Source organism: Streptomyces griseoruber, assembly GCF_001514205.1.
Classification (GTDB): Bacteria; Actinomycetota; Actinomycetes; order Streptomycetales; family Streptomycetaceae; genus Streptomyces; species Streptomyces griseoruber.
The window spans coordinates 92169-113573 of sequence record NZ_KQ948767.1 but is presented as its reverse complement, the minus strand read 5'-3'; the positions used below and the strand labels follow the sequence as shown (position 1 = coordinate 113573).

General features: G+C 72.2%; 17 protein-coding genes. 5 read left to right on the top strand and 12 right to left on the bottom strand.

Annotated elements, in window-relative coordinates; genetic code table 11:
* Positions 1 to 3 precede the first annotated feature (3 nt).
* The 3 genes from AQJ64_RS15725 to AQJ64_RS15715 all read left to right on the top strand — a co-directional run bounded on the left by AQJ64_RS15725 (position 4) and on the right by AQJ64_RS15715 (position 3628).
* Positions 4 to 2055 (top strand): fibronectin type III domain-containing protein, encoded by a 2052-nt coding sequence (locus AQJ64_RS15725; protein WP_055638723.1) that lies wholly within the window; start codon positions 4 to 6, stop codon positions 2053 to 2055.
* Between the two features lie 294 nt (positions 2056 to 2349).
* Positions 2350 to 2835 carry a sortase gene (locus tag AQJ64_RS15720; protein WP_099054162.1) on the top strand — a complete coding sequence of 162 codons (486 nt, stop codon included), beginning with the start codon at positions 2350 to 2352 and terminating at the stop codon, positions 2833 to 2835.
* A 118-nt stretch (positions 2836 to 2953) separates the two neighbouring features.
* Positions 2954 to 3628 carry a class F sortase gene (locus AQJ64_RS15715; RefSeq protein WP_055632381.1) on the top strand — a complete coding sequence of 225 codons (675 nt, stop codon included), beginning with the start codon at positions 2954 to 2956 and terminating at the stop codon, positions 3626 to 3628.
* A gap of 20 nt (positions 3629 to 3648) precedes the next feature.
* Here AQJ64_RS15715 and AQJ64_RS15710 read toward each other — a convergent pair whose 3' ends face one another.
* The 11 genes from AQJ64_RS15710 to AQJ64_RS49055 all read right to left on the bottom strand — a co-directional run bounded on the left by AQJ64_RS15710 (position 3649) and on the right by AQJ64_RS49055 (position 16290).
* Positions 3649 to 3966, bottom strand: a complete 318-nt coding sequence (locus tag AQJ64_RS15710) for a hypothetical protein (RefSeq protein WP_055632382.1) — start codon at positions 3964 to 3966, stop codon at positions 3649 to 3651.
* A gap of 33 nt (positions 3967 to 3999) precedes the next feature.
* The gene (locus tag AQJ64_RS15705) at positions 4000 to 6009 is read right to left on the bottom strand and encodes a M6 family metalloprotease domain-containing protein (RefSeq protein WP_055632383.1); all 2010 of its coding nucleotides are present in this window, start codon (positions 6007 to 6009) and stop codon (positions 4000 to 4002) included.
* 108 nt (positions 6010 to 6117) lie between these two features.
* Positions 6118 to 7245, bottom strand: a complete 1128-nt coding sequence (locus AQJ64_RS15700) for a hypothetical protein (RefSeq protein WP_157880853.1) — start codon at positions 7243 to 7245, stop codon at positions 6118 to 6120.
* Positions 7246 to 7346: 101 nt separating this feature from the next.
* Positions 7347 to 9158 carry an Hsp70 family protein gene (locus tag AQJ64_RS15695; protein ID WP_055632385.1) on the bottom strand — a complete coding sequence of 604 codons (1812 nt, stop codon included), beginning with the start codon at positions 9156 to 9158 and terminating at the stop codon, positions 7347 to 7349.
* A gap of 50 nt (positions 9159 to 9208) precedes the next feature.
* On the bottom strand, positions 9209 to 11185 hold the full coding sequence (locus AQJ64_RS15690) for an AAA family ATPase (RefSeq protein WP_055632386.1): 1977 nt from the start codon (positions 11183 to 11185) through the stop codon (positions 9209 to 9211).
* Complete coding sequence (locus AQJ64_RS15685) at positions 11182 to 12417, bottom strand: coiled-coil domain-containing protein (protein ID WP_055632387.1); 1236 nt, start codon at positions 12415 to 12417, stop codon at positions 11182 to 11184. The genes AQJ64_RS15690 and AQJ64_RS15685 overlap by 4 nt, the downstream gene beginning before the upstream one ends.
* Positions 12407 to 13090 carry a 4Fe-4S single cluster domain-containing protein gene (locus AQJ64_RS15680; protein ID WP_240512499.1) on the bottom strand — a complete coding sequence of 228 codons (684 nt, stop codon included), beginning with the start codon at positions 13088 to 13090 and terminating at the stop codon, positions 12407 to 12409. The genes AQJ64_RS15685 and AQJ64_RS15680 overlap by 11 nt, the downstream gene beginning before the upstream one ends.
* A 44-nt stretch (positions 13091 to 13134) precedes the next feature.
* Positions 13135 to 14193: a hypothetical protein gene (locus tag AQJ64_RS15675; protein WP_055632389.1), complete on the bottom strand. Its 1059-nt coding sequence runs from the start codon at positions 14191 to 14193 to the stop codon at positions 13135 to 13137.
* Positions 14190 to 15119 (bottom strand): protein phosphatase 2C domain-containing protein, encoded by a 930-nt coding sequence (locus AQJ64_RS15670; protein ID WP_157880854.1) that lies wholly within the window; start codon positions 15117 to 15119, stop codon positions 14190 to 14192. The genes AQJ64_RS15675 and AQJ64_RS15670 overlap by 4 nt, the downstream gene beginning before the upstream one ends.
* The gene (locus AQJ64_RS48010; RefSeq protein WP_055632391.1) at positions 15116 to 15943 is read right to left on the bottom strand and encodes a vWA domain-containing protein; all 828 of its coding nucleotides are present in this window, start codon (positions 15941 to 15943) and stop codon (positions 15116 to 15118) included. Before AQJ64_RS48010 ends, AQJ64_RS15670 begins: the two co-directional genes overlap by 4 nt.
* The gene (locus AQJ64_RS49055; protein WP_159060289.1) at positions 15940 to 16290 is read right to left on the bottom strand and encodes a hypothetical protein; all 351 of its coding nucleotides are present in this window, start codon (positions 16288 to 16290) and stop codon (positions 15940 to 15942) included. The genes AQJ64_RS48010 and AQJ64_RS49055 overlap by 4 nt, the downstream gene beginning before the upstream one ends.
* 148 nt (positions 16291 to 16438) lie before the next feature.
* On the opposite strand from AQJ64_RS49055, the gene AQJ64_RS45750 reads away from it, so the two are divergent.
* Positions 16439 to 17344: a caspase family protein gene (locus tag AQJ64_RS45750; RefSeq protein ID WP_055632393.1), complete on the top strand. Its 906-nt coding sequence runs from the start codon at positions 16439 to 16441 to the stop codon at positions 17342 to 17344.
* Positions 17260 to 18486, top strand: a complete 1227-nt coding sequence (locus tag AQJ64_RS15650) for a hypothetical protein (protein ID WP_055632394.1) — start codon at positions 17260 to 17262, stop codon at positions 18484 to 18486. The genes AQJ64_RS45750 and AQJ64_RS15650 overlap by 85 nt, the downstream gene beginning before the upstream one ends.
* Positions 18487 to 18520: 34 nt before the next feature.
* On the opposite strand, the gene AQJ64_RS15645 is transcribed toward AQJ64_RS15650, so the two are convergent.
* Positions 18521 to 21388 carry a CHAT domain-containing protein gene (locus tag AQJ64_RS15645; RefSeq protein ID WP_055632395.1) on the bottom strand — a complete coding sequence of 956 codons (2868 nt, stop codon included), beginning with the start codon at positions 21386 to 21388 and terminating at the stop codon, positions 18521 to 18523.
* Positions 21389 to 21405 lie beyond the last annotated feature (17 nt).

Genomic DNA, 21405 nt, shown 5'->3' with positions numbered 1-21405 from the left:
GTGATGACTCGTACTCGGCTGACCGCGCTCGCCGCCACGGCCGCCCTCGCCGCCACCGGCGGCCTGATCACCGCCACCCCGGCCGCCGCCGCCGTCACCTGCGCCTCCCCTCTGTGGAGGGCGCAGTACTTCGGCAACTCCACCTTCAGCGGCACGCCGAAGCTGACCGCCTGCGACTCCGCCGTCGCCGAGGACTACGGGTACGGCGACCCGGCCGGCGTGACGCTGCCCAAGGACAACTTCTCCGTCCGCTGGTCCCTCACCCGGGACTTCGGCTCCGGCGGCCCCTTCCGGCTCTCCGCCGCCACACAGGACGGCATGCGCGTGTACGTCGACGGCGTGCGGAAGATCGACCTGTGGAAGAACGTCTCCACGACCGCCCGCAAGACCGTCGACCTGACCGTCCCGGCCGGCAAGCACACGCTCCGCGTGGACTACGTCGCCTGGACCGGCGTCGCCCGCGCCGCTTTCACCTACGCCCCGCGCACCGAGGCCGCCGTCGACGCGGTCAAGCCGCTGGCCCCGACCGGCCTGACCGCCGCGTACAACCGGGACACCTCGAAGACCACCCTGCGCTGGACCGCGAACAAGGAGATGGACCTCGCCGGTTACCGCGTGTACCGGCGGCTGAGCACCACCTCGTGGGCGCGGGTCAGCGGTGCGTCGCTGCTCACCTCCCGCTCGTTCGTGGACGCGACGCCCGCCACGGGCCAGACCTTCCTGTACGAGGTACGCGCGGTCGACAAGGCGGGCCGCGAGTCCGCCGGCAGCCTCGACGCCCCCGCGGTGACCGTGGACCGCACGGGCCCGGCGGCGCCGACCGCTCTCACGGTCGTCGGCGACGCGTGGTGGGCCACCCTGGCCTGGCACCAGGTCGCCGACGCCACGACGTACGAGGTGTACGCCTCCGCCGCGGCCGGCGGCCCGTTCGAGCTGCTGGGCACGACGAGCACGACGTCGTACCGCACCGACGCACCCGAGAACACCGCCCGGTACTACCGGGTCCGCGCCCTCGACGCGCTCGGCAACCCGTCGGCGTACGCCGCCGTCACCGGCGACGGTGTCGACCGGACGCCGCCGAAGTCCCCGACCTCCCTCGGCTCCGTCGTCGGCGTCGGCGACACCGAGGTGTACTGGAAACAGCCCGACGGCTTCCACGAGGACTTCGACAACGGCGGGGCATACCACGTCTACCGCTCACCCGGCACGACCCTCGACCCGGCCGCGCTCACCCGCGTGACCTGCGCCGAGGAGAGCGACGAGACCAGCACCGGCGGCCTCTGCCACGACCTGGACATGCCCGCGGGCACATATGTGACGTACGCGGTCGTGGCGGTGGACCCGGCCGGCAACGAGTCGGCGCTGTCCGCCCCGCTCGTCGTCCGCACCGGCGACCGCGTCCCGCCCGGGCCCGTCACCGGTGTGAAGGCCACCCCGCGCGCCGACGGCGTGCTGGTGAGCTGGGCGGCCTCGAGCGAGGACGACGTCGAGCGCTACGTGGCCTGGACCGGTGCCCGCCAAGCCGACGGCACGGTCAAGTGGCTCGGCTCCGCCTCCTGCCGGGAGGGCACGAGCGACCCGCTCGCCGTCCTGTGCGGCGACCTGCCGGACGGCGAGACGTACGTGTACGCGGTCGTCGCCAGGGACCGCTGGGGCAACGCGCTGCTCCCGAGCGACCCGAGGGTCACGCTCGTCGAGGCCACCGAGCTGGACGTCCGGCCGGAGCTGACGGTCACTCGGGACTGGGACCTCGGCAGCATGGGCTACGGCACCGTGATCGGCGGGCCCGACGAGGACGGGCCGTCCATCAGCTGGCGGTGTGACAAGACCGCCGAGTGCGACAGCGTCGCGGGCTACCGGGTCAGCCGGTGGAACGCGGCCACGAAGGCGTACGAGCCGCTGCACGCGGGACTGCTGCCGTCCCAGACCCGTGCCTACACGGACACCACCGCCGCGCGGGGGACCACGCACTTCTACACGCTGGAGGCGGTGCGCGCCGACGGCGGCATCGCGGGCACCCACGTGTGGAACTGCGTCTTCCAGGACCGCGTCTAGCCACGCGGCGCAGCCGGGGACGCGCGGTCCCGGAGCGGGAAGTGCCGCTCCAGGACCGCGGCGTTAGCCTGTTCGCCCGCAGCCGTCCCGCTCTCTCGCCATTCCTCCACCGCCGCGATGCACACCTGGCTGACCTGTGCGGATGCCCGCACAACGGCGGCGCATACGCCTGCCCGGGCGACGCCCGGGCCGATCCTTCCGGTTGCGGATCTGACGCAGCGTCGGTTGCCTCGTCAGTGGCGTGCGCACAGGCGCCGCACAGACAGCCGGCAGCTGCTCAGTTGGAGGGTTCTCGTGGGCATCACACACGTTGGTATCGGTATCGGCCTGATGGCCGGTGCCCTGGCTCTACAGATTCCGGTCGCCGCCGCGGCCGGCGACTCCGGTCTCGACATCCGGCAGGGCGCCCATGGCTCCACGGTCACCGTCAGCACCACCGCCTGCGGTCCGGACGTGACCTACGGCAAGGGCGAGTCGGAGCTGGCCGGGGCGTTCCACCTCTTCGAGGGCGAGAGCAAGGGTGTGCTCACGGGCGAGTTCACCCTGCCGGAGGGCACTTCGGCCGGCACCGACACCGTCACCGTCAAGTGCCCGCCGCGGATCAAGATCACGGATTCGTACCAGCTCGCCGCACGCGAACCCGACGGTGCCGTCGAGGCAGGTTTCGGACAGCCGGGGAACACCGGCCCGCAGCTCGCCCTCGGCGCGGCGCTGGTCGCCGCGGCCGCGGCCGGGGGGCTGGTGAGGATGCGTCACCGCTCCGGCGCACAGCGCAACTGACCGCCGTATCCCCGCCGGCTCCCGGAGCCTTCCCCTTCCCGGGAGCCGCGAGGAATCCGATCGCCCCGCCCTCTCCCCGCTCCCCCGCTCCCCCACTTCAGGCAGAGACGCGACCGCGATGGCCTCCAGGCGCACCACCCGCTCTCCCTCCTCCTCGTTCGTCCCCTCAGTCGGACTCCTTGTCTGGACACTCGTGGCAGGTGCCGTGCTGGTGGCCGGCGCGCTGCACTACGAGCCGCCGCCACAGCCTTCAGCAGTCCAGGGATTCTCACCGCTGCCAGGTCCCGCCGCACATCGCACGGTCCCCCCGGCGGACCCCGACGTCCCCTCGCTGCCGCCCGCGGAACCCCTCCGGCTCCGGATCCCCGCCATCAACGTGAACGCCCCGCTCACCAAGCTGCACCTGGACGCGACGGGGGCGCTCGAGCCGCCGCCCCCCGACGATCCGAACCTCGCCGGCTGGTACAGCGAGGGCACGGCTCCGGGATCCGTCGGAACGGCCGTCACCACGGGCCACGTGGACGTGCGCACCGGCAACCCGGGCGTCTTCTTCGGACTCGGCGCCCTGTCCAAGGGCAACACGATCGAGATCGACCGGGTGGACCGGCGCACCGCCGTGTTCACCGTCGAGGCCGTTGAGGTCTACGACAAGGAACACTTCCCGAGCAGGATGGTGTACGGCGGCTCCCGGCGGCCCGAACTGCGGGTGATCACCTGCGGTGGCGCCTACACCAAGGGGACGGGATATCAGGGCAACGTCGTCGTGTACGCAACACTCACCGCGGTCGGCTGAGGCCACCGCACCGGCCCTCGTCATGACTCCGGGCAGGACGGTGGTTCGATCACGAAGGTGCCCGGCTCCGGGCGTTTGTCGGCCAGGGCCTCGCCGCCGGCGAGTCGTGCCCGCAGGCGGATGACGGTGCCCGGGGCCAGGCCCGCCACACGGTCGCTCGGCACGGCGAGGCCGAGACGGTGTCCGACCTGCCGGGCCAGCAGATCGGCGTAGCCGGGGACCGGCTGGGCGTCGAGGACGTCGACAGCCAGCAGGTCCCAGCCGTTCAGCCGTGGGTGCGGGGCGGCCGCGACCAGCCGGACGGTCAGCGCGGTGCGGTTCTCGATCGCCTGCACCATGGTTCTCGCCTCCGTCCGTCCTCGCGACAGGGCCTAGGACCGACGGTAGCCGTGGCCGAAGCCCGCGGCGGGTTCCGCGCCCTCCGGCTTGCCGTCGTGCTCCTGGCGCGGGCCGCCTTCGAAGAGCGGCTCGGCCCCTCCGCGCCCCTCGCCCGCCATGGCCCTCTCCAGCGCCTCCAGCCGGGTCTGCAGGGCGTGGATCATCTCGGCCAGCCCGACCTCGCCGACCGCCTGGGGGCGTGCCGCGGCCACCCCGACGGGCAGATGGACCGGTCCCGGCACGGTGACCGCGGCCGTGGCCGTCATCGTGGGCCCTGACGCGGAGATGCCGGTGAGGGAGACGCCTGTCGGGGCGCCCGAGTGGGAGTGGGAGTTGGGGATGCTCGTGGGGCCGAACGCGGTGTTCCCCGTACTTCCCGGGTAGGGGTCGCCGGTGTCGCCGCGGTTCGATCCCCACTCCAGATCCCGCTCGTCGTCGGCCTGCACCAGCCCCACCATGTAGTGGGTCTCGTCCGAGTTGTCCCGCTGGTGCTCGTCGACGTGCCAGATCAGCAGCCCGTCGCCGGGCAGCGAGACGTCGTAGCCGGTGCGCTGGCGGTTCTCGACCAGGAAGTACTCGCTGCCGGGGAGACCTCCGGTCCACAGCCGGTGCACTTGGTGGCTGTTCTTCACGTCGGGGATCGACAAAGTGGTCGGTCCGGTGACGTTGGACACGCTCGCCCAGCCCTGGTCGAGCTTGCACCACGCCGAGGGGTGCGTCGGCACGTCGCCGCCGCCGCCCCACGAACCGCCGCCCATCAGGCACCAGTTGCCGACGCCCTCGGAGCTGCCGTCGATGTCGTACAGGTCGGGGAAGCCGAACAGCAGGTGCCCCAGCTCATGTGCGCAGACGCCGATCTTGGCGTTCTCGGGGATGGTCAGGTAGGCGAAGATGCGTGCGCCGTCCGCGTTGTAGGCGTCCGGCAGGGTCCACTTGTGGGACCAGATGTCTCCGGGGTCGCCGGTCTCCTCGCCGCCGAGTCCCGCGTGCACCACGATGAAGGCGTCGACGAAGCCATTGCCGTCGTTGTCGTACGGGGCGTAGTTGATCTGCGGGTCGGCGGCCATGGCGGTGTCCCTCGCCATGAGGTGCGCCCTGGGCTCGCCGGACGGTCTGCCGATGCCGAAGTTGCCGTTGGCGTACCAGGAGAGGGCCTTCGGCAGCCGGACGGGGCCGACGACCTCGCCGACGATGTCGACCAGACCGTGGGTCACCTCGCGGTAGTACTCGCGAACGCTGCCGTGCTGCAACACGCCTTCGGAGAAGAAGAGTTCCTCGAAGTGCTGCTGCTCACGGGTCATCGGCCGGTCCTCGAAGTCGGCGAGGACGACGACGACGCGTACGGCGCCGGTGAGCGGCCGGCGCTCGGCGGCAGCGGCGGCGATGGTGGCCCGTGGGGTGCCGACGGGGAAGTCGCCGGGCGGGATGATCGTGCCGTCGTCGAAGCCGAGGTGGCGCGGAGCGCCGCTCACGACGAACTGGCCGCCGAGCGGCGAGGCGCCGCGGATGCGCTGCTGTGCGTCCTGCAACCGTTCACGCAGTTCGGGGCTGGGGCACACGGCGCAGAAGTCGGACCAGACGGCGACGGCACCGGGGCGGCGGGAAGCGGAAATGGTCATGGCGAGTCCCCTCGAGCGGAATGCGGGGTCTCCACCAGTCACACATGCCGCGAGGGCGCGCGCAACCGCATACGAAGCGGCACAACCTTCAACTTTGTTGGGCTCGATGCCGGCCGCCACGATCACCAGCGTCAGGGCCATGGGCATCGGCTCGATCGAGGAGCGGTACCGAAGACTCTCGGCGGCGAAGGAGGCACGGACGAGGTCCACCGCGGCGGCGTGGTCGTCGGCCCCCGTCCCCTGCGCGAGGCCTTCGCCAGTGGCTGTGCGGTGACGCAGGGCCAGGGCGTAGCCGAACTCCCGGTAGACCCAGAGGTCCACGGGAGCGGCGAGGGCGTGGAAGAGGGCGGAGCTGCCGGTGAAGCGCAGCACGCGGTCCGCCATGCCGCTGCCTCAGGAGCCGACCTCGCGTTCGAAGCCCCAGGTGTAGAGCGCGCCGGGCAGCACGGCCGCGATCAGGACGTCGAGGGCCTGGACCGAGTCCACCATCGGCTACTGCTCGTCCTTCGGCTCGTGGCCGAGCAGGAACTCCGCCAAGGACGGGGTTTCGCCGGATGACGGGGGCAGCCACGCCTTCGCCCAGGGATTCGGTTCGGTTCTCTGGAAATAGACCAGCAGGTCCAGTGCGGGCACTTCCGTCTGGAACCATCCCGCACAGGCGATCACCTCGTCGTTGTCCCCGCGGACGATCACCTCCACCTTGGCGGAGGTGACGGTGGGGTCGATGGTGCACAGGGTCCTGCCGTCGGCCTGGACGGCGATGTGCCGGTGCGCCGTCTCATGCGTCGTCTCCGACAGCAGCACCGTGCGCTCCGGCCGTTCCCCCTGGAGCGACTTCGCCAGTTCCTCAAGGGTTATCAGCGGTCGCTGGCGGCGATCCTTGGGAAACGGAACGACAACGCGCACCGTCAGCACGGCCGTTTCACCCGTCGTCGGCTGTTCCGGGGGCAGCGCGCCCGCGGGCTCCGGCTGGGACGGTTGCACGGGCCGAGGCACCATGAACACCCGTTGCTTCACATAGACCTTGCCGTCCGCCGAGTAGCCGGGCATCGTCACGAAGTCCGCGGTTCCCTCGCCGTCGCGGCCGCCGTGCGGTTGCTGGCGTTCCGGGTCCAGGGGTGCGCCGGGGTCGAGGGCGAAGTCCCAGACGATGGTGTGGCCGGTCGCGTCGGCGGCGGTGCGGATCTCAGCGGCCAGTTCACAGGCCCGGCCCAGTTGGTCGGCACCGATCTGCAGCCCTGACGCCTGGAGCCGTTGGGCCAGGGCGCCCGCGTCGGGGGCCGGGCCCTGTGCGGGGAAGAGCAGCACCGCCATGCTCGCGATGACCTGGGCCTCCTGCCGTGCGTCCTGGCTGCCCGAGTTGACGGCCACGTTCACCAGCACCTGGTCGGCGAGGTTGTCCAGCCGCCTGCGGATGTCCTGGTGAGGGAGGTAGGAGGCCGAAGGCAGCCCCCGTTCCTGGGTCTTGGCCTGGCTCAGGACGTTCATACGGACGTCCAGTTCGTCGAACCTGCGGTCCTGCGCCGCGAACCGTTCGTCGATGTACTCGCGGAGCAGCCGGTTCTCCCTTTCGAGTTCCTTGACCTTCTCCCATACGGGGCCGACCACGACCTTCCTCAAGGAGGACAACTCCTCCTCGGCCTGCGCACCGTCCGTCCGGGGCTGCCTGCCCCTTCGTCCTTCGTCACCCTGATGTGCCGTCATATCCGGTGTCCCGCCCCCTAGTAGCTGCTGTCGAACCGCAGCGTCGTGTCGAGTTCCGCTCCGGTGTGGGTGTTCACCGCGCGGGCGCTGATCTCCGATCCGCCGAAGCCCAGGCGTACTTGCACCAGGCGTTGGGTGAGCGGGAGCGACATCGCCGTTCCCAACTCCACGGACAGGGTGCCGATCTGTTCGCAGCCCTCGTCGTCGATGTAACGCGGGTCTTCGGCGAGGGTGCGGAAGAACCTGAACGTGACGCTGTCCTGGGTGGGTTGCAGCGGGATGAACGGTGAGGGCCCGCTCGTGCCACCGGTGTCGACGGTGTCGCCGATCCGCACGAAGCGGTGGAACCTGTCGTTGCACATCACCCGGCCCTGACCCTCCAGACGCTTGGCCACCGGGTCGCGGCCCGGCTCGAACGGAAGGGCCACATTGCAGCCGTAGGTGTAGCGGCTGCGCCGGGAGATGATGAGTTCGGGGTCGTAGCCGAGCAGGACCGCCCCGCGCAGGACCGCTCCCACGGGATTGGTGGTCCGTACGAGGGTCACCGTGTCGCCGAAGTGGGACAGCAGGCGCTGGCGCAGATACTGGGCGCCCGACAGTCCACCGACCAGGAGGACCTGTTCGGGGCCGTCCGGCGCTCCGTCGCGTTGCCGCATCGCGGCGAGTTGTACGTCGACGAGTTCGACGAGGTCGCGCAGCACATTGTCGAAGAGCCTGCGGACCTCCTCGGTGGTGACGACGATGCGTGACTCGGAGCCGCCGGGCCGGGCGGCCAGGGACTTGCGGATGTCGTCGGTGAGGAGTTCGTCCAGGTCGCGCGGCAGGGTCACATACACCGGCTGGTCGATGGTGAGTTCGTCGTCGGGGCCCCTGGTGGCGCTCACGGACAGTTTTCCGCTCTCCCAGATCTGCATGATCTCCAGAAGGGCGTCGGGGCGTTCACGGCGGATGCGCTCCACGACCTGCCGGCCGCCGAGCCGGTCGGTGAGGATGTCGTCCACGAAGGCTTGGTTGATGTACTCGGATCCGAGTTTGCCGCCGGAGACCTTGCCGATCTCGACGAGTCGGCGGCGGTCCGCGTGCGCGGTGGCCACCACCCGGTACGCGGTGATGTCGACGGTGCCGCCACCGCAGTCGACGACCATGAAGCGGCTGCCCGCCCGGGTGACCTCGGCGGTGGTCGATTCGCCCCGGGCGGCGATGACCCGGGCCAGGTGGATCTGGCAGTACAGCGCCGCGGCCTCGGGTTCCCTGGCGAGGATCAGCCGGTCGTGGTCGGCGGGCATGCCCGCCTCCACGGCCGCGTCCCGCATGAGCTGCTTCTCGGCCTCGTCCCAGATGGCGGGGATGGTCACGCACCACCGGATCTGGCGCTCCAGGTAGCCGCTGCCCTCGACCTCCTCGCGCACGATCTCGTACATGCGGCGCAGTGACCCGACGACGAGGGGATAGGCCTTGGCCGGGGTGTCGATGGTGGTGCCGGTGATGCCGAGGACCGGTGCGCCCGCGGTGCTGCCGGGTTTCAGGGCCATCTTGAAGCCGTGGACGTAGGTGTGGTTCGTGTGCCGGCCGGCGCGTGCCAGGGCCGTCCAGTCCAGCATGGCCCGGTGCCCCCAGGCCGTGGGTTCGCCGGAGGGGCCGAGGAGCACCGTGCTGAGATCCTTGACGTAGTAGTCGCTCCTGCTGCCGTCCCACTGCTCGCGGATCTGTGTGTTGCGGTCCAGACCCCGCGGGCCGGGGCCGTGTTCGTCTCCTACTTCGGCCCAGGCGTAGCCCGTGCCGTGGGTGCCGAAGTCGATGGCAGCCACGATCGGATACGGACTGATCATCGTCTCCCCCTCCGATGTTCCGATGGTCGAGATACGGGCCCGCGCGGGGCCTAGGGCTGTGGGGTCACCAGCGCCACGGTGCGGTCCTCGGGCAGTTCCAGCCGGAAGCGGCCGGTGCGGCGGCCGGTGGCCACCACACAGTCGATGAGCGGGGCCCGCACCGAGCGGTCGAGGATGTTGCGGATCTCCCGGCCGCCGAGCGCCAGCGACCGCGGATCGCGCATGGCCTGCGCCACTCCGGCGGTGATGGACTCCTGTTCCAGGTCCAGTTCGATGCCGGCACGTGCCGCGGACGCGGTGATCTGGCGGAGGAACTTCGCCGTGATGGCGGGGATGTTCTCCGGTCTGAGGATGTCGAAGGCGAGGACTCCGTTGCCGATCCGCCCGAGCAGTTCGGGGCGTTTGAGCGTGGTGGCGAAGTGCTCCGACACCTCGTGCTGGAACAGCTCGGACACCTCGTCGTAGGAGGGGAGTTCGCCCTTCTGGAGCAGGGCGTACAGCGGTGTGGCCCCGATGTTGGAGGTGAAGATGATCAGGGACTGGGAGAAGTACGCCGTTCTGCCGAGCCCGTCGGTGAGCCGCCCGTCCTCCAGGATCTGCAGGAACTTGTCGAAGACGCTCCCGTGGCTCTTCTCGATCTCGTCGAAGAGCAGCACGCTGAAGGGCTTGCTCATGACCCGGTTGGTGAGTTCACCGCCGCGTTCGTGTCCCACATAGCCGGGGGGCGCTCCGGTGAAGCGTTCGGCGGCATGCTCCATGGCGAACGTGGACATGTCGAAGCGGGTGAGCGCCGTCTCGTCGTCGAAGATCATGTCGGAGAGGGAGCGGGCGAGTTCGGTCTTGCCGACGCCGGTGGGTCCGGCGAAGAAGAAGACTCCCTTGGGCCGGGCCTCGACGCTGTGCGGATCGGAGACGAAGTCGACGTTGAGAGTGCCCGCGGCGAGGGCCCGGCTGACCGCGCGCACGGCGACGGGCTGGCCGATCACGCGTTCACCCAACTGCTGTTCGGCCTGGGGGATCCGGTCGACGAGCCGTACCCAGGGGTCGTCCTGCTGACCGAACAGGGCGCGTTTGACGAGTTCCCTGGGTTCGGAGAGGGGCACCTTCTCCACCCGGCTGGTCTGGGCGAGTCCGTCGAGTTCGGCGAGGGCCATGCCGTCGGTGAGGTTGGCCAGGGTACGGACGGCCGCGGCGGTGTCGTCCTGGTGTTCCGGGGACCGGCCGTGGAAGCGGCCGGCGATGGTGCCGAGGTAGCCGAGCCGTTCGCGGTAGGAGGGCATCGGCACCTCGACGGCTCGTACGAAGGGTTCGTCGCGGTGCAGCCAGGGCGGTACGGACGCCAGGTCCGGTACGACGATGACGAGCAGGTTGTGCACCTGGGCCCCGGCCGCGTGACCCGACTCCAGCATCATCTTCTTGGTGAGCAGCAGCAGGTCCCGGTCCTGCCGGTCGTGGTGGTCGGGGTCGAGGAGGAGGAGTTCGGCGAAGTCGAGGATGAAGGCGGCCGGCCGTGACTGCTGGGCCAGGCCCCGGCGTACCGCGGCGAGGGCCTCGCTGGGCTGGCGGTACCGAGGGGCCTCGGCGGCCCCCTCCCGGATGCTGCTGCGCATTCTGCGGTGCAGCTCCTCGGCACGGGCGCTGCGGGAGGTGCCCGCGGCCCCCGGGGTCCCCTGCTGTTCCCGCTGCTCCCCCTGCTCTTCCCGCTCCTGCGGCAGCTCCTCGGGGCCGGTCGCGGAGGGCGGCCGGGCCTCGATCAGCCGGGCGAACCTGCGGTGTCCGTCCTCGCCGTCGAAGACGAGGCCGTCGATCTGGTCGTAGCGTCCGACGACGTCGTAGGAGAGGGTGTCGAGGACGGCGCCGAGCGCCCGGGCCAGCGGTACGAAGCCGCCCTGCCAGCGGACCACGTCATGGATGTTGCCGTGCAGGATGACATGGCGGCTGCGGGCGATCTCCGCGACGAGCTGCCGCATCCAGGGGGAGACCGTCCGCCGCCCCGCGGGCCGGTTCTCGCCGGGCGGGGTGCTCATCGGCGCTCCCGGGAGCGGTCGCCGGGCAGCCGATTGGCCTCGAAGGCCGGCGGGCGTTCGGGTTTGCCCTTCCCCTGCCAGGACAGCTCGCCGGCGCGTACCCCTTCGGGTTCCAGTGCCTCCTGGAAGCGTTCGAGGACCTCGGCGGTCAGATCGCAGCTCTGCTCCTCGCCGGTGGCCGACAGCCGGGTGACGAAGTCATGGCCCTCGGCCTCGTAGACGAGCTGGGCACCGCCGCTGCCGTCCGGGACGACGGCCATCACGATGCGGTCGCCCGAGGCACGGTGTGCGGTGAGGATGCTGCTGGTGCCGTCGGTCTGCACACTGTCCGGATCCAGCCGCAGCCCGGCGGCCGGCAGTGCGCGGCGTACCGCGTCCAGGACGATCCGGGTGCAGGCCAGTTCGTCGAGCCAGCCGTCGAAGTCGGCGCTGAGAGAGGTGAGTTGCTGTCGGGTCTGCCGGGTCAGCCGGGTGATCTCGGAGGTGTCCCCGCGGTCCGACGCCGCGGTGAGCCGGCGCAGCAGTGCCGCCGCCGCGTCCAGGCCGTCGAGTCCGGCGCCCGCCTGTTCCGCCTCCGCGATGAGCGAGGTGAGTTCCTGATGTGCCTGTTCGGCGTGGCGACGGACCCGGGCCAGTTCCTCGCGCCGCTCGTGTGCCCGGCGCAGATGCCGTTCCGCGGCGTCCGCGGCGGTCGCCCGGGCGGCCGGGAAGCGGTCGGGAGAGCCGACATGGCGTCGGGCCTCGTCGAGTGCGGCGGTGACGTCCCCCGCTCCTTCGGGGTCGAGTTCGGCCCGGTCGGGGAAGGCGGCGAGCCCCGTCTCCAGGGCCGCGAGCGCGGCCGACCGCTGCTGTCGGGCCAGCGCGGCGCTGACGGCGACGTCCAGCGCGGTGGCGGTCTGCTCGGCGGCCGCCAGGGCGGCCCAGGCGGCTTCGAGGGACGGCTCGTCGGAGACAGCGGCGATCGTTGCGGCCAAGGAGGTCAGCGTCGTCGTGAGGTGGGTGTGCCGGGCACCCTCGCCGTTGGCACGGGCGCCGTCCCGCTGTCCGGCGACCCTCGCGGACAGGGCCGAGTGACGGGCGGACAGCTTCTCGCGCTCGCTCCGGACCCGGCGGGCCAGCTCCCGGAGCCGCTTCTGCCGCGCCTTCTCCTCACGCTTGCGGCGCTGCTCGGCCAGTTGCTGCTCCCTCATGCGGTCGAGTTCGGCGTAGGAGTACTTGGGGCTACCGGACATCGGTCCTCCGGGGAATGGTCAGATGGATTCCGTCACGGTCCAGGGCACGTTCGAAGTTCTCGCGGAAGCCGGGCACCGGGGGGACGCCGTTCCAGGCGATGCTCCCGGATGCGATCTCGACCTCCAGACCCGCGCTCCCGTCGTGGGCGGGCGGCTCGTGACGGTCGGTCAGCCAGTGGATGCGCTGGTTGTCGGAACCGCGCCACAGCAGCGGGCGCTGGCGCTCGGCCAGGAACGGGCCGTCCACGAGGATGTCCAGCCGGGCGAGCAACTCCCGCCGGCCCGCGTCCCCACGCCGCAGCCGCTCCAGGGTGAAACCGGAGTACGACATCACCGACCAGTCGCGTGCGGCGCGCATCCGGTCCACCAGCGCGGCCAACGCTGCTGCCTGCGCCATCGGTTCACCGCCGGAGAAGGTCACTCCTGTCACCTCCGCGGGCAGCGCGTGGAGCCGGGCGGCCAGCGCGTCGACCGCCCAGGGCTCGCCTCCCTCGAAGGGCAGTCCCTCCGGTGAGAGACATCCGGGGCAGCGCAGCGGACAGCCCTGCACCCACACCACGGCCCGGGTCCCGGGGCCGAGCACCCGGACCGACTCGGAGATCCGGCCGACGAAGAGCACGGGGGGTCCGCCGGAGGCGGGCATGTCTTCGGGAGGGCGGTCGGGAGGGTTCATGGCGACGTGCCTTTCGGGCGAGCGAGCGGGTGGTGCGGGTGGTGTCAGCTGAGCGGGAAGGCGTCGTGCCCGGTGCGGGCCAGGAGTTCGCACCACGGGCAGTCGGTCGCGTCGGCGAGGTGGACGTGCAGTCGTCCGGCGGTGCAGGGGCGTATCTCGTACTGGGCATCGGTGAGCGCGTCGATCCACTCCTGCGGGCGGGGGCGCGCCTCCGGGTCGTCGTAGCCCTCGCGCAGGCACCGTCGCAGCAGGTGTCCCGGCCGGCCCGCCAAGGCCAGGTCGGCGCGGGGCGCACGGGGCGGCAGCCGCAGACGGGCACCCAGGATCACCGTGCGCCGGGCCTCGACATTGGCCCGTACGTCATGCGGCGGCTGTCCGCCCGGCGGGATTCCCGCGAAGGGGTGGGTGCCCAGCCGGAGGATGGCCGCGACGAGCACGGACAGGGCCCACCAGTCGGCGGAGAACCGGCGCTCCGTGCGGGAGGCCGGGTCCGCCAGGTGTTCCGGCGGGGTGTACTCGTCCCGGGAGAACGGCGAGGGCAGCGGCGTACGGCCACGGGGGTCGCGGATCTGCCAGCCGTCGACGTCGACGAAGGCGACGGTCGCGGCGGCGGTGGCGAAGAGGTTCTCCGGTGACAGATCGGCCACCACATGGCCGGCACGGTGGATGGCCCGCACGGTGCGGGCGAGGTCCAGGGCGAGTTCCAGGTACCAGCGCCAGGTGGCCTGCGCCGGCACGAGCGTTCCACGGCCGCCGAACGCCTGCTCGAGGGAGGCGAACTCCGGTCGCAGCAGGGCGGGTTGGACATAACCGAGCAGTCGTCCGCCGTGGGCGTCACGGACCCGGCCGAGCGGCCAGGCCACCCTGATGATCCCGTCCCGCGCCGTCAGGTGTTGCGGACGGGAGCGGAGCATCACCTCCAGCTTCTCCGGGAACCGGTCGGCATCGGGCCGGCGTTCCAGCTTCACCACGAGCCGCGGCCACTCCACGACGCGCCACACACCGCCCTGTGATCCCGGAGGACCGGCCCGCTCCCCGAGCGTCACCCGCCGGCTCCTGCCGTCCGCGGTTTCGAGCACGACCTCCTTCGGTGGCTGCGTCATGCCCGTTCCACCGCTACGACCAGGGTCTTGTCGTCGTGCGTCCGCGCGGCGATCCGTTCGCCCGCCAGCAGCCGTGCGAGGTAGGTGTCGTCCTCCGCGGCCTGGTCGGCGTGGGCGAAGAGCGGGGTGAAGAACCGCGCGAAGGGCCGCACCGCCTGAGCCCGCTCATGGACCAGCCCGACCTCGCGCAGTCCGTCGCTGGCGACCACCACACCGGTGAGGTCGGGCAGTCTCGCGACCACCCGGCGTGCCCGGGCCTCGGCACCGCGGGAGGTCACGAACACCGTACGCCCGGGTTCGTCGAACCGGCTCGCCCACCGCTGTCCCGTACCGGGTGCCGTACGGTGCGGACGGCCCGTCCGCGGCGCCGGCCCGGGTCCTTGGGCCGGTCCGGGTCGGTGGGCCGGTGCCTCGTCCGGGGGCAGCAACAGGTCGAACTGTTCGGCTCCACAGCGGGTCACCACGAAGCCGTCACCGATCGCGACGGCCCCGAGCCAGGGCCGGCGCACCACGACCAGGGTGAGGGTGGTGCCCCACTCCGCCAGTCCGTAGCCGTGCCGGTCGGGCAGGGAGGAGGCCATCGCCGCCGCGGCGCCGCGGAATCCGCGCACCACGTCCCGTGTGACCCGGTCGAGGTGGCGCGCCCAGTGCTCGGCGACCTCCGCGACGCAGGCCTGGTCACGGCCGTCACGGGCGTCCGGCGGCATCCGCCGGGCCTCGTCGGCGGCACGGTTCACCGTCAGGGTGACGGCGAGCGAGGAGGCGGTGCGGGCCAGCCGGGCCCGGCTGCCGCCGTCGGCGCAGGCGAGGACGAGCGTGTCCGCGTCCTGGTGGGTGGCGAAGCTGTCCTGGCAGTCGGTGACGGACCGGGCGTGCCTGCCGCCCATCACGGACGCGGCCGAGACCAGCCATGGCGTCGGTCTCATGGCCTTCTCCCCCGCGACCCGGCGCCGTCGCCCTCGGCGGCGTCCTCGGCGGCGTCCCCCTCGGCGTCCCAGTCGGCCTGCTCCCATACGGCGGTGTAGGGGTCGTCCGCCGAGGTCGCCACCAGCACCAGGTCGAGCAGCGCGGCGAAGTCCAGATCGGTCAGCGGTATGTAGCCGCGGTCGGTGGCGAGGGTGCGCAGGATCTCCTCGTCGGCACCGGGGGCGCCGAAGGCGAGGAACAGCAGACGGCGCTGGCGGCGACGGGTGGCGATCAGATCCGCCACGGAGCGCCAGGCGTCGGCGGGGAGTTCGTCGTTCGGCGCGCCGTCGCTGAAGAGGATGAGGCGTACCTGTCCTGTCTGCAGACCGTGCCGGTCGGCGAGATGCTCGACCCGGCGGTCGCCCAACCGCAGGGCGAACTCGAGGGCTTCGACCATCGGTGTGGTGCCGGAGGCGGTCAGATCACCGAGATCCAGCTCGGCCGCGGGCACGAACACCCCGCCGTCCTCGGCGAGTTCGGCCTCCGGACGGCGAGGGTCACCGGTCACCGCGCGGACGCCGTCGCCGCCGAACGTCACCACCGCGAACTCGACGGCCCTGAGGGGGCCTTCGCCCTGTCTGCGGATGTCCGGCAGCCAGGCGCGCAGGCTGCGGTTGAGTTCGTCGATGGGACGGGTGCCCTTCTCGGCGAACCGCATGGATCCGGACACGTCGATCAGCAGGATGACGACCCGTCGGTGATAGGTGCCCGGATGGAGGTCGATGTCGTCGGTCGGGTCCGCGGATCCGCCGAACATCTCGTCGAAGTCGTCGAAGACGCTCATGCCGCTCCGTCTCCGTCCAGGGCGTCGCGGAGCGGGGTGGCGTCCCACATCGCGGTCTCGTCCTCCCTGGTCAGCCGAACGATGCCGCCCCGTCCCGGGGGTTCGCCCGGGCCCTGCCACCGGGCCGGCTCGACCAGTCCGTCGACCGTCACCAGCCCGCGCGGGCCGAGGAGCGCGTGGACGGTTCCGTGGATGTCTCCCGGCGCGGCCGGGGCGGGCGCGGGGTTCACGGCCTCCCGGCGCCCACGCCGACGTAACAGCACGGCCACCGCCCCCAGAACCGCCGCGGCGACCGTCCACGAGACGATGTGCGACCTTCGGGCGATCCCGCCACAAAGACTCCTCATCCCACTTCCCCCGAGTATTCCGTGGCATATCCTTCCACAGTCGGTAAATGAGCTTACCTACCCGGGATTCACTCCAATCCCGTTTTGCCGCGAGAAGTTGCGGAACTTGTCCCCCTGTCTGAACTCGGCCGGCGAGGAGAACGCATCGGTGACCCTGTACGCACTCCTCGTGGGAATCGACGACTATCGCGCACCGGTCACACCGCTCGGCGGCTGCCGCAACGACATCGACGCCGTGGGCGTCCTTCTCGGGAGCCGTCTGCCCGACGGGGGGTTCGTGCCGCTGCGGCTGACCGACGGGGCGGCGACCCGCGCGGCGGTGATCGACGGGTTCCGGCACCATCTGGGCCGGGCCGCCTCCGGCGACAGTGCGCTCTTCTGGTTCAGCGGCCACGGCTCGCAGGCTCCGGTGCCCACGGAGTTCGCCCGCTTCGAACCGACCGGGATGCTGCAGACGCTGGTGTGCGCCGACAGCCGGCACGACGGGGTGCCCGACCTCCACGACAAGGAACTCGCCGGGCTGATCGGTGAGATCACCGCGCGGGGCGTCCATGTCGTCGTCGTCCTCGACTGCTGCCACGCGGACAGCGGCACCCGCGGGCCCGCCCCGGCGCACGGTCCCGGGGCCCTCGCGGTGCGGGGGCAGCCGGCGTTCGCCGGGCCGCTGCGGGCCGCGGATCCGGCGCGGGTCCTGCCCGGGGGGCCGGGCGGCGGCCGGGACGGGGCGGCAGCCGTGCGGGGCACGACAGCGGGGAGTCCCGACGCCGCCCCGCATGTGCTGCTGGCGGCCTGCCACTCGGACCAGTACGCCGTCGAGGTACCCACCGCGGACGGCCCGCGCGGGCTGTTCAGCGCGGCGCTGCTGGAGCAGCTGGAGAGCCTCGGACTCGACGCGACCAGCAGGGAGTTGATGGCCGGGACCCGGTGCCGGGTCGAGGACGGCGCCCGTGGTCAGGTGCCCGTGGTCAGGTGCCCGTGCTGTCCCCGGCCGCCGACGCCGTGGTGGACCGTCCGTTCCTCGGTGGCGGGGTCAGGACGGCGCGGTCCCCGGTGACGATGCGCCGGCGGCGCGACGGCTGGGAGATCGACGCGGGAGCCTGCCACGGAGTGCCGTCCGGTGGCCCGGGCGACCCGGCGCTGTTCGCCGTGTACGACTCCGACCCCCCGCTGGAGGTGCGGGTGTCGCGGGTGCTGCCCGACCGCAGTGACGTGACGCCCGTCGGCTGGACACCCGATCCGCACGCGTCGTATCCGATGGTGCTGACCGGGGTCCCGCTGCCCGTCGGCACGGTCGCGCTGGACGGTGGCCCCGGTGACGGGACGGGGGCGACCTCCCGGCTGCTCGCCGCCGCCCTGGACACCGCGGGACCCGGCGGCGGACCCTCGCCCCATGTCCGGGTCGCGGACCCCGCGACGCGGGCCCGCCGGCTGCCGGACGTACGGATCCACGTGCCGCGTGCCGGCACGGTGCGCATCACCGCGCCCGACGGACGGCCCCTCGTCCCCGACGCGCCGTGCGGCACGGCGGACGAGGCGGCCCGGGTGGCCGTCGACCTGGAGCACATCGCCCGATGGCGGCGGATCAAGGAACTGCACAACCCGGTCTCCGCTCTGCCGGGCGCGGTGGCCGTGGAGGTCGTGGCGGCCGCCGGGGGCGAAGCCGTCGACGCCCGCACCCGGCCACCGCTGCGGCCCGGGCCGGACGGCGCCGTCCGTCTGGCCTACCGGTGGACGCGGCGCGGTTGGCAGGAACCCGAGATCTTCGTGCGGCTGCGCAACACGACGGACCGGCAGCTCTACTGCGTCCTGCTGGATCTCACGGACCGGTTCCGGATCCACCCGGACCTGTTCACCGGGGACTGGATCGCCCCCGGGTACACCGCGTCGGCGGCCTGGGGCCGGGCGATCACCCTGTCGCTCCCGCCGGACCGGCCCCTCGTTCCGGGCGCGCGGGGCACGGACTGGCTGAAGGTGCTGGTGTCGGAAACGCCGTTCTCCTCCGCCCCGTTCCACCTCGGTCGCCTCGGTGAACCGCAACCGGCCGAGGCGGTCCGTGGCGGCCGCGGCGGCTACCACGGTGTGCTCGACCGGCTCGGTCTGGCGGCCCTGCACCGGGACGCCGAGCCGATGCGCCCGGAAACGGGCGACTGGACCACGGCCGTCCTCGCGGTGGAGACCCACGTCCCGGGCGCATGAACTCGATCGTCGGCCGGCCGGCATGGCGGAGCGATCACCGCCCGGTGTGCACGAACGCCGCCCAGGACGTGATGTCGGACTCGTCCCGGGTACGGAAGTGCCCGCGCAGCCTCTTCGGCATCTCCTCGGGCGGCCTGCGGCGGCCCACCATGCACAGCTGTGCCTCACGCAGGGCGTCCGCGGGCGGCATGCCCCCCTCCCGCAGGAAGTGGTGGAACATGAACATCAGGACGGAGGTCGCCGCGTCGGGCACGCTCCACTTGGCACTCACCACCGAGCGAACCCGTCCCGCCAGCAGCGTGGTGCTCAGACTGAACGCCTCGTCGAGCCCGCGGCCGGAGCGACCGGAGCTGCACGCCGCGAGGACGGCGAGCGCGATCTCACGGTCCGGTCCCTCGCCCAGGACCCTCACCAGCCGTTCCGCCGCGAGATGCGCTCCCCCGTCGAGCAGCAGATAGGAACTGTCCCCGGCGGCGGTGGACTCCTCGACGATGCCGTGGCAGGCCAGATGGAGCACCGGACCGCCGTCGAGGTCCGCGAGCCAGCGCAGCACCTCCTCGCGGGTACCGGCGCCCTCCGGGCTCGGCTCGCCGTCGGGCATCCGGCCGACGTAGCGGGCGTCCGGGTAGAAGCGGTCCTTGACGGCCAGCGCCTCGAGTCGGGCGGCGGGCAGATCCCGTGCCGCGCCGGCCGGGTCGGGGTCCCCGACGACCAGCCCGCCCCCGGTGAGCGTGACCGGGCCGCGCCACGCCGACGCGCACAGCAGACGGGCCGAGGGCGCGTACGAGAAGACGGCGTGCTCCATCGCGTACCGCCAGCCGCCGTCCGGTGAGCGGGTGCGCGCGGCGTGCCACGGCACGCGCGCCAGCTCCCGCACGGGGATGAGCACGAGCCGCGCGGGACGGCCCTCGGGCAGCGGCAGATGGCGTTCCAGCAGGGGTCCGACGGCCGCGTTCCAGGCCCACTCGCAGATGCCGTCCAGCGCTCTCGGCGCTTTGATCCGGGCGTCGCGCAGTCCGTTGTCGCGGGCCGGAGCGTCGCGTCCCACGGCGCCCTGGGCGGCGTCGGAGAGAAAGGCCTCGAAGGCGGCGATTCCCGCGTCGTTGAGCTGGGGCAGCAGCGTCCAGCTCGCGGGGGCGTCGGCCGGGACCACCACGGCCGCCCCGTTGCGTTCGTCACCGGGCACCAGGTAGACCAGCGCGTCGGCGCCCAGTGCCCGCAGGGCGGCACGGGTCTCCGCGAGCTGCGGCGGGTCGAGCAGCCGTGTGCCGCCCTCGCCCGGCGCGGCCACCGGTGAGCCGTCCTCGGTCAGCGGCATGCCCGCGAGCGAGCCGACGACCCGCCGTCTGAGTTCACCGGGTTCCTCACCGGCGGCGTGGTTCCGCCGGGCCTGCTGCCACTCCCGGGCGAGGGCCGTCTCGCCCGAGGCGGTGAGCCGTGCCGCGATGTCCCGGGTCTCGGTGGTGGCGTAGAGGATGAGACCGCGTCCGGCGTCCAGGGCGACGGCGGCGCCCTCCGGGTCGTTGTCCATCAGGCACCAGCGGGCGGTGTCCAGCGCGTCGTCGGCCGCGTACCGGGCGGTGGCCTGCATCTCGTCGGGCGAGGACTCGAGAAGGACGTTCCACGCATGGCCGCGCAGTCCGCGCAGCGCCGTCGCGCGGCCCAGTTCCCGGCGGCCGGCCAGCCGGTAGGCGTGGGCGAGCGGCATGGCGATGGTGGTCCACAGTCCGTGTGTGGTGGACGCCGCCGACCTCAGTGCCTGCTCCAGCAGTTCGGTGGCGGTCCTCAGCCCGCGTCGGCCGCCCGACATCTCCACCCGGCGCAGATGGGCGGTCCCGGCGTGCAGCAGATAGGAGGGGCGTCGCGGATCGTGCTCGGAGGCGAGGGTGAGCACCTCGGTCATATGGGCGACCGCGTCGTCCACCGACTGCGGGGTGTCCGCGGCGAGTTCCGCCAGCGCGAGCTGGGTCAGCCGCAGGGCCCGTTCGGTGTCGGAGAGACCGGGTTCGTTCGCCATCGTCTCGAAGATGCCGAACTGGGCCTCGGTGGGCTGCTGTACGTACTCCGCCCGCCGCTGTCCCGCGCTCCCCGCGCCGGGAGAGAGCATCTCCAGCAGCGGAGCGGTCGAGTTCATCGCCTGCTCGAGGTGCTCGCGCAGCGGGTCGCCCGGGGGCATCCGGTCAGCGACGTCCCGGAGCCGGCCGAGGATCTCCGCGGCGCCTTCGATGTCGTGCCGCATGACCTTGGTGCTGAATTCCTGCATGAGGGCGAGGACCCGGCCCTGATCGAGCACGGGCGATCCGGGGCCGAGGCCGTTGAGCAGGTCGTGTGCCTCGCGCGTCACCTCCTCGTTCTCCCGCACGTTGCGTTTCCCGGCGGCGTCCAGATGCCGCAGTCCGAGCCGGGCCGAGCGGACCATCGTGGCCTGGGGCTGAGTGTCCCCGACGATCTCCGCGTACCGTTCCAGGTCTTTCAGCGCGGCGTGCGCGGAGAACCCGGGACGGTTCTCCTGCCAGGCCACGAGCAGCTCGTTCGCCCGCAGCGCCGCGGAGGTCGCCGGCCAGTCCGGCAGCGGGGAGGGATCGGTGTCCGCGGTGTCGGTGAGGGCCATCGCCTTGGTCAGGCGCGGGGAGCCCAGCAGCGTCTTGGATCTGACCAGGGAGGTCACCAGGACGGACGCCAGCTTGGCGCGGCCCGGGAAGTCCCTGGGCAGCGCGTCGAAGTCCGCGAGGGCGCTGTCGATGTCGGCCGGGTCCCGGCCGAAGGCCTCGTAACGGCAGGCGCGCATCCAGCAGCGCGCGAACAGCCAGGGTGCTCGGTCGTCCGCGCCGACCACGTGGAGGGCCTGTCCGGTGCGGGAGATGACGGTGCTCAGTTCGTCCGTGGGTGTCGTGTCGGGCATGGCGGCGGTCCTTGTCG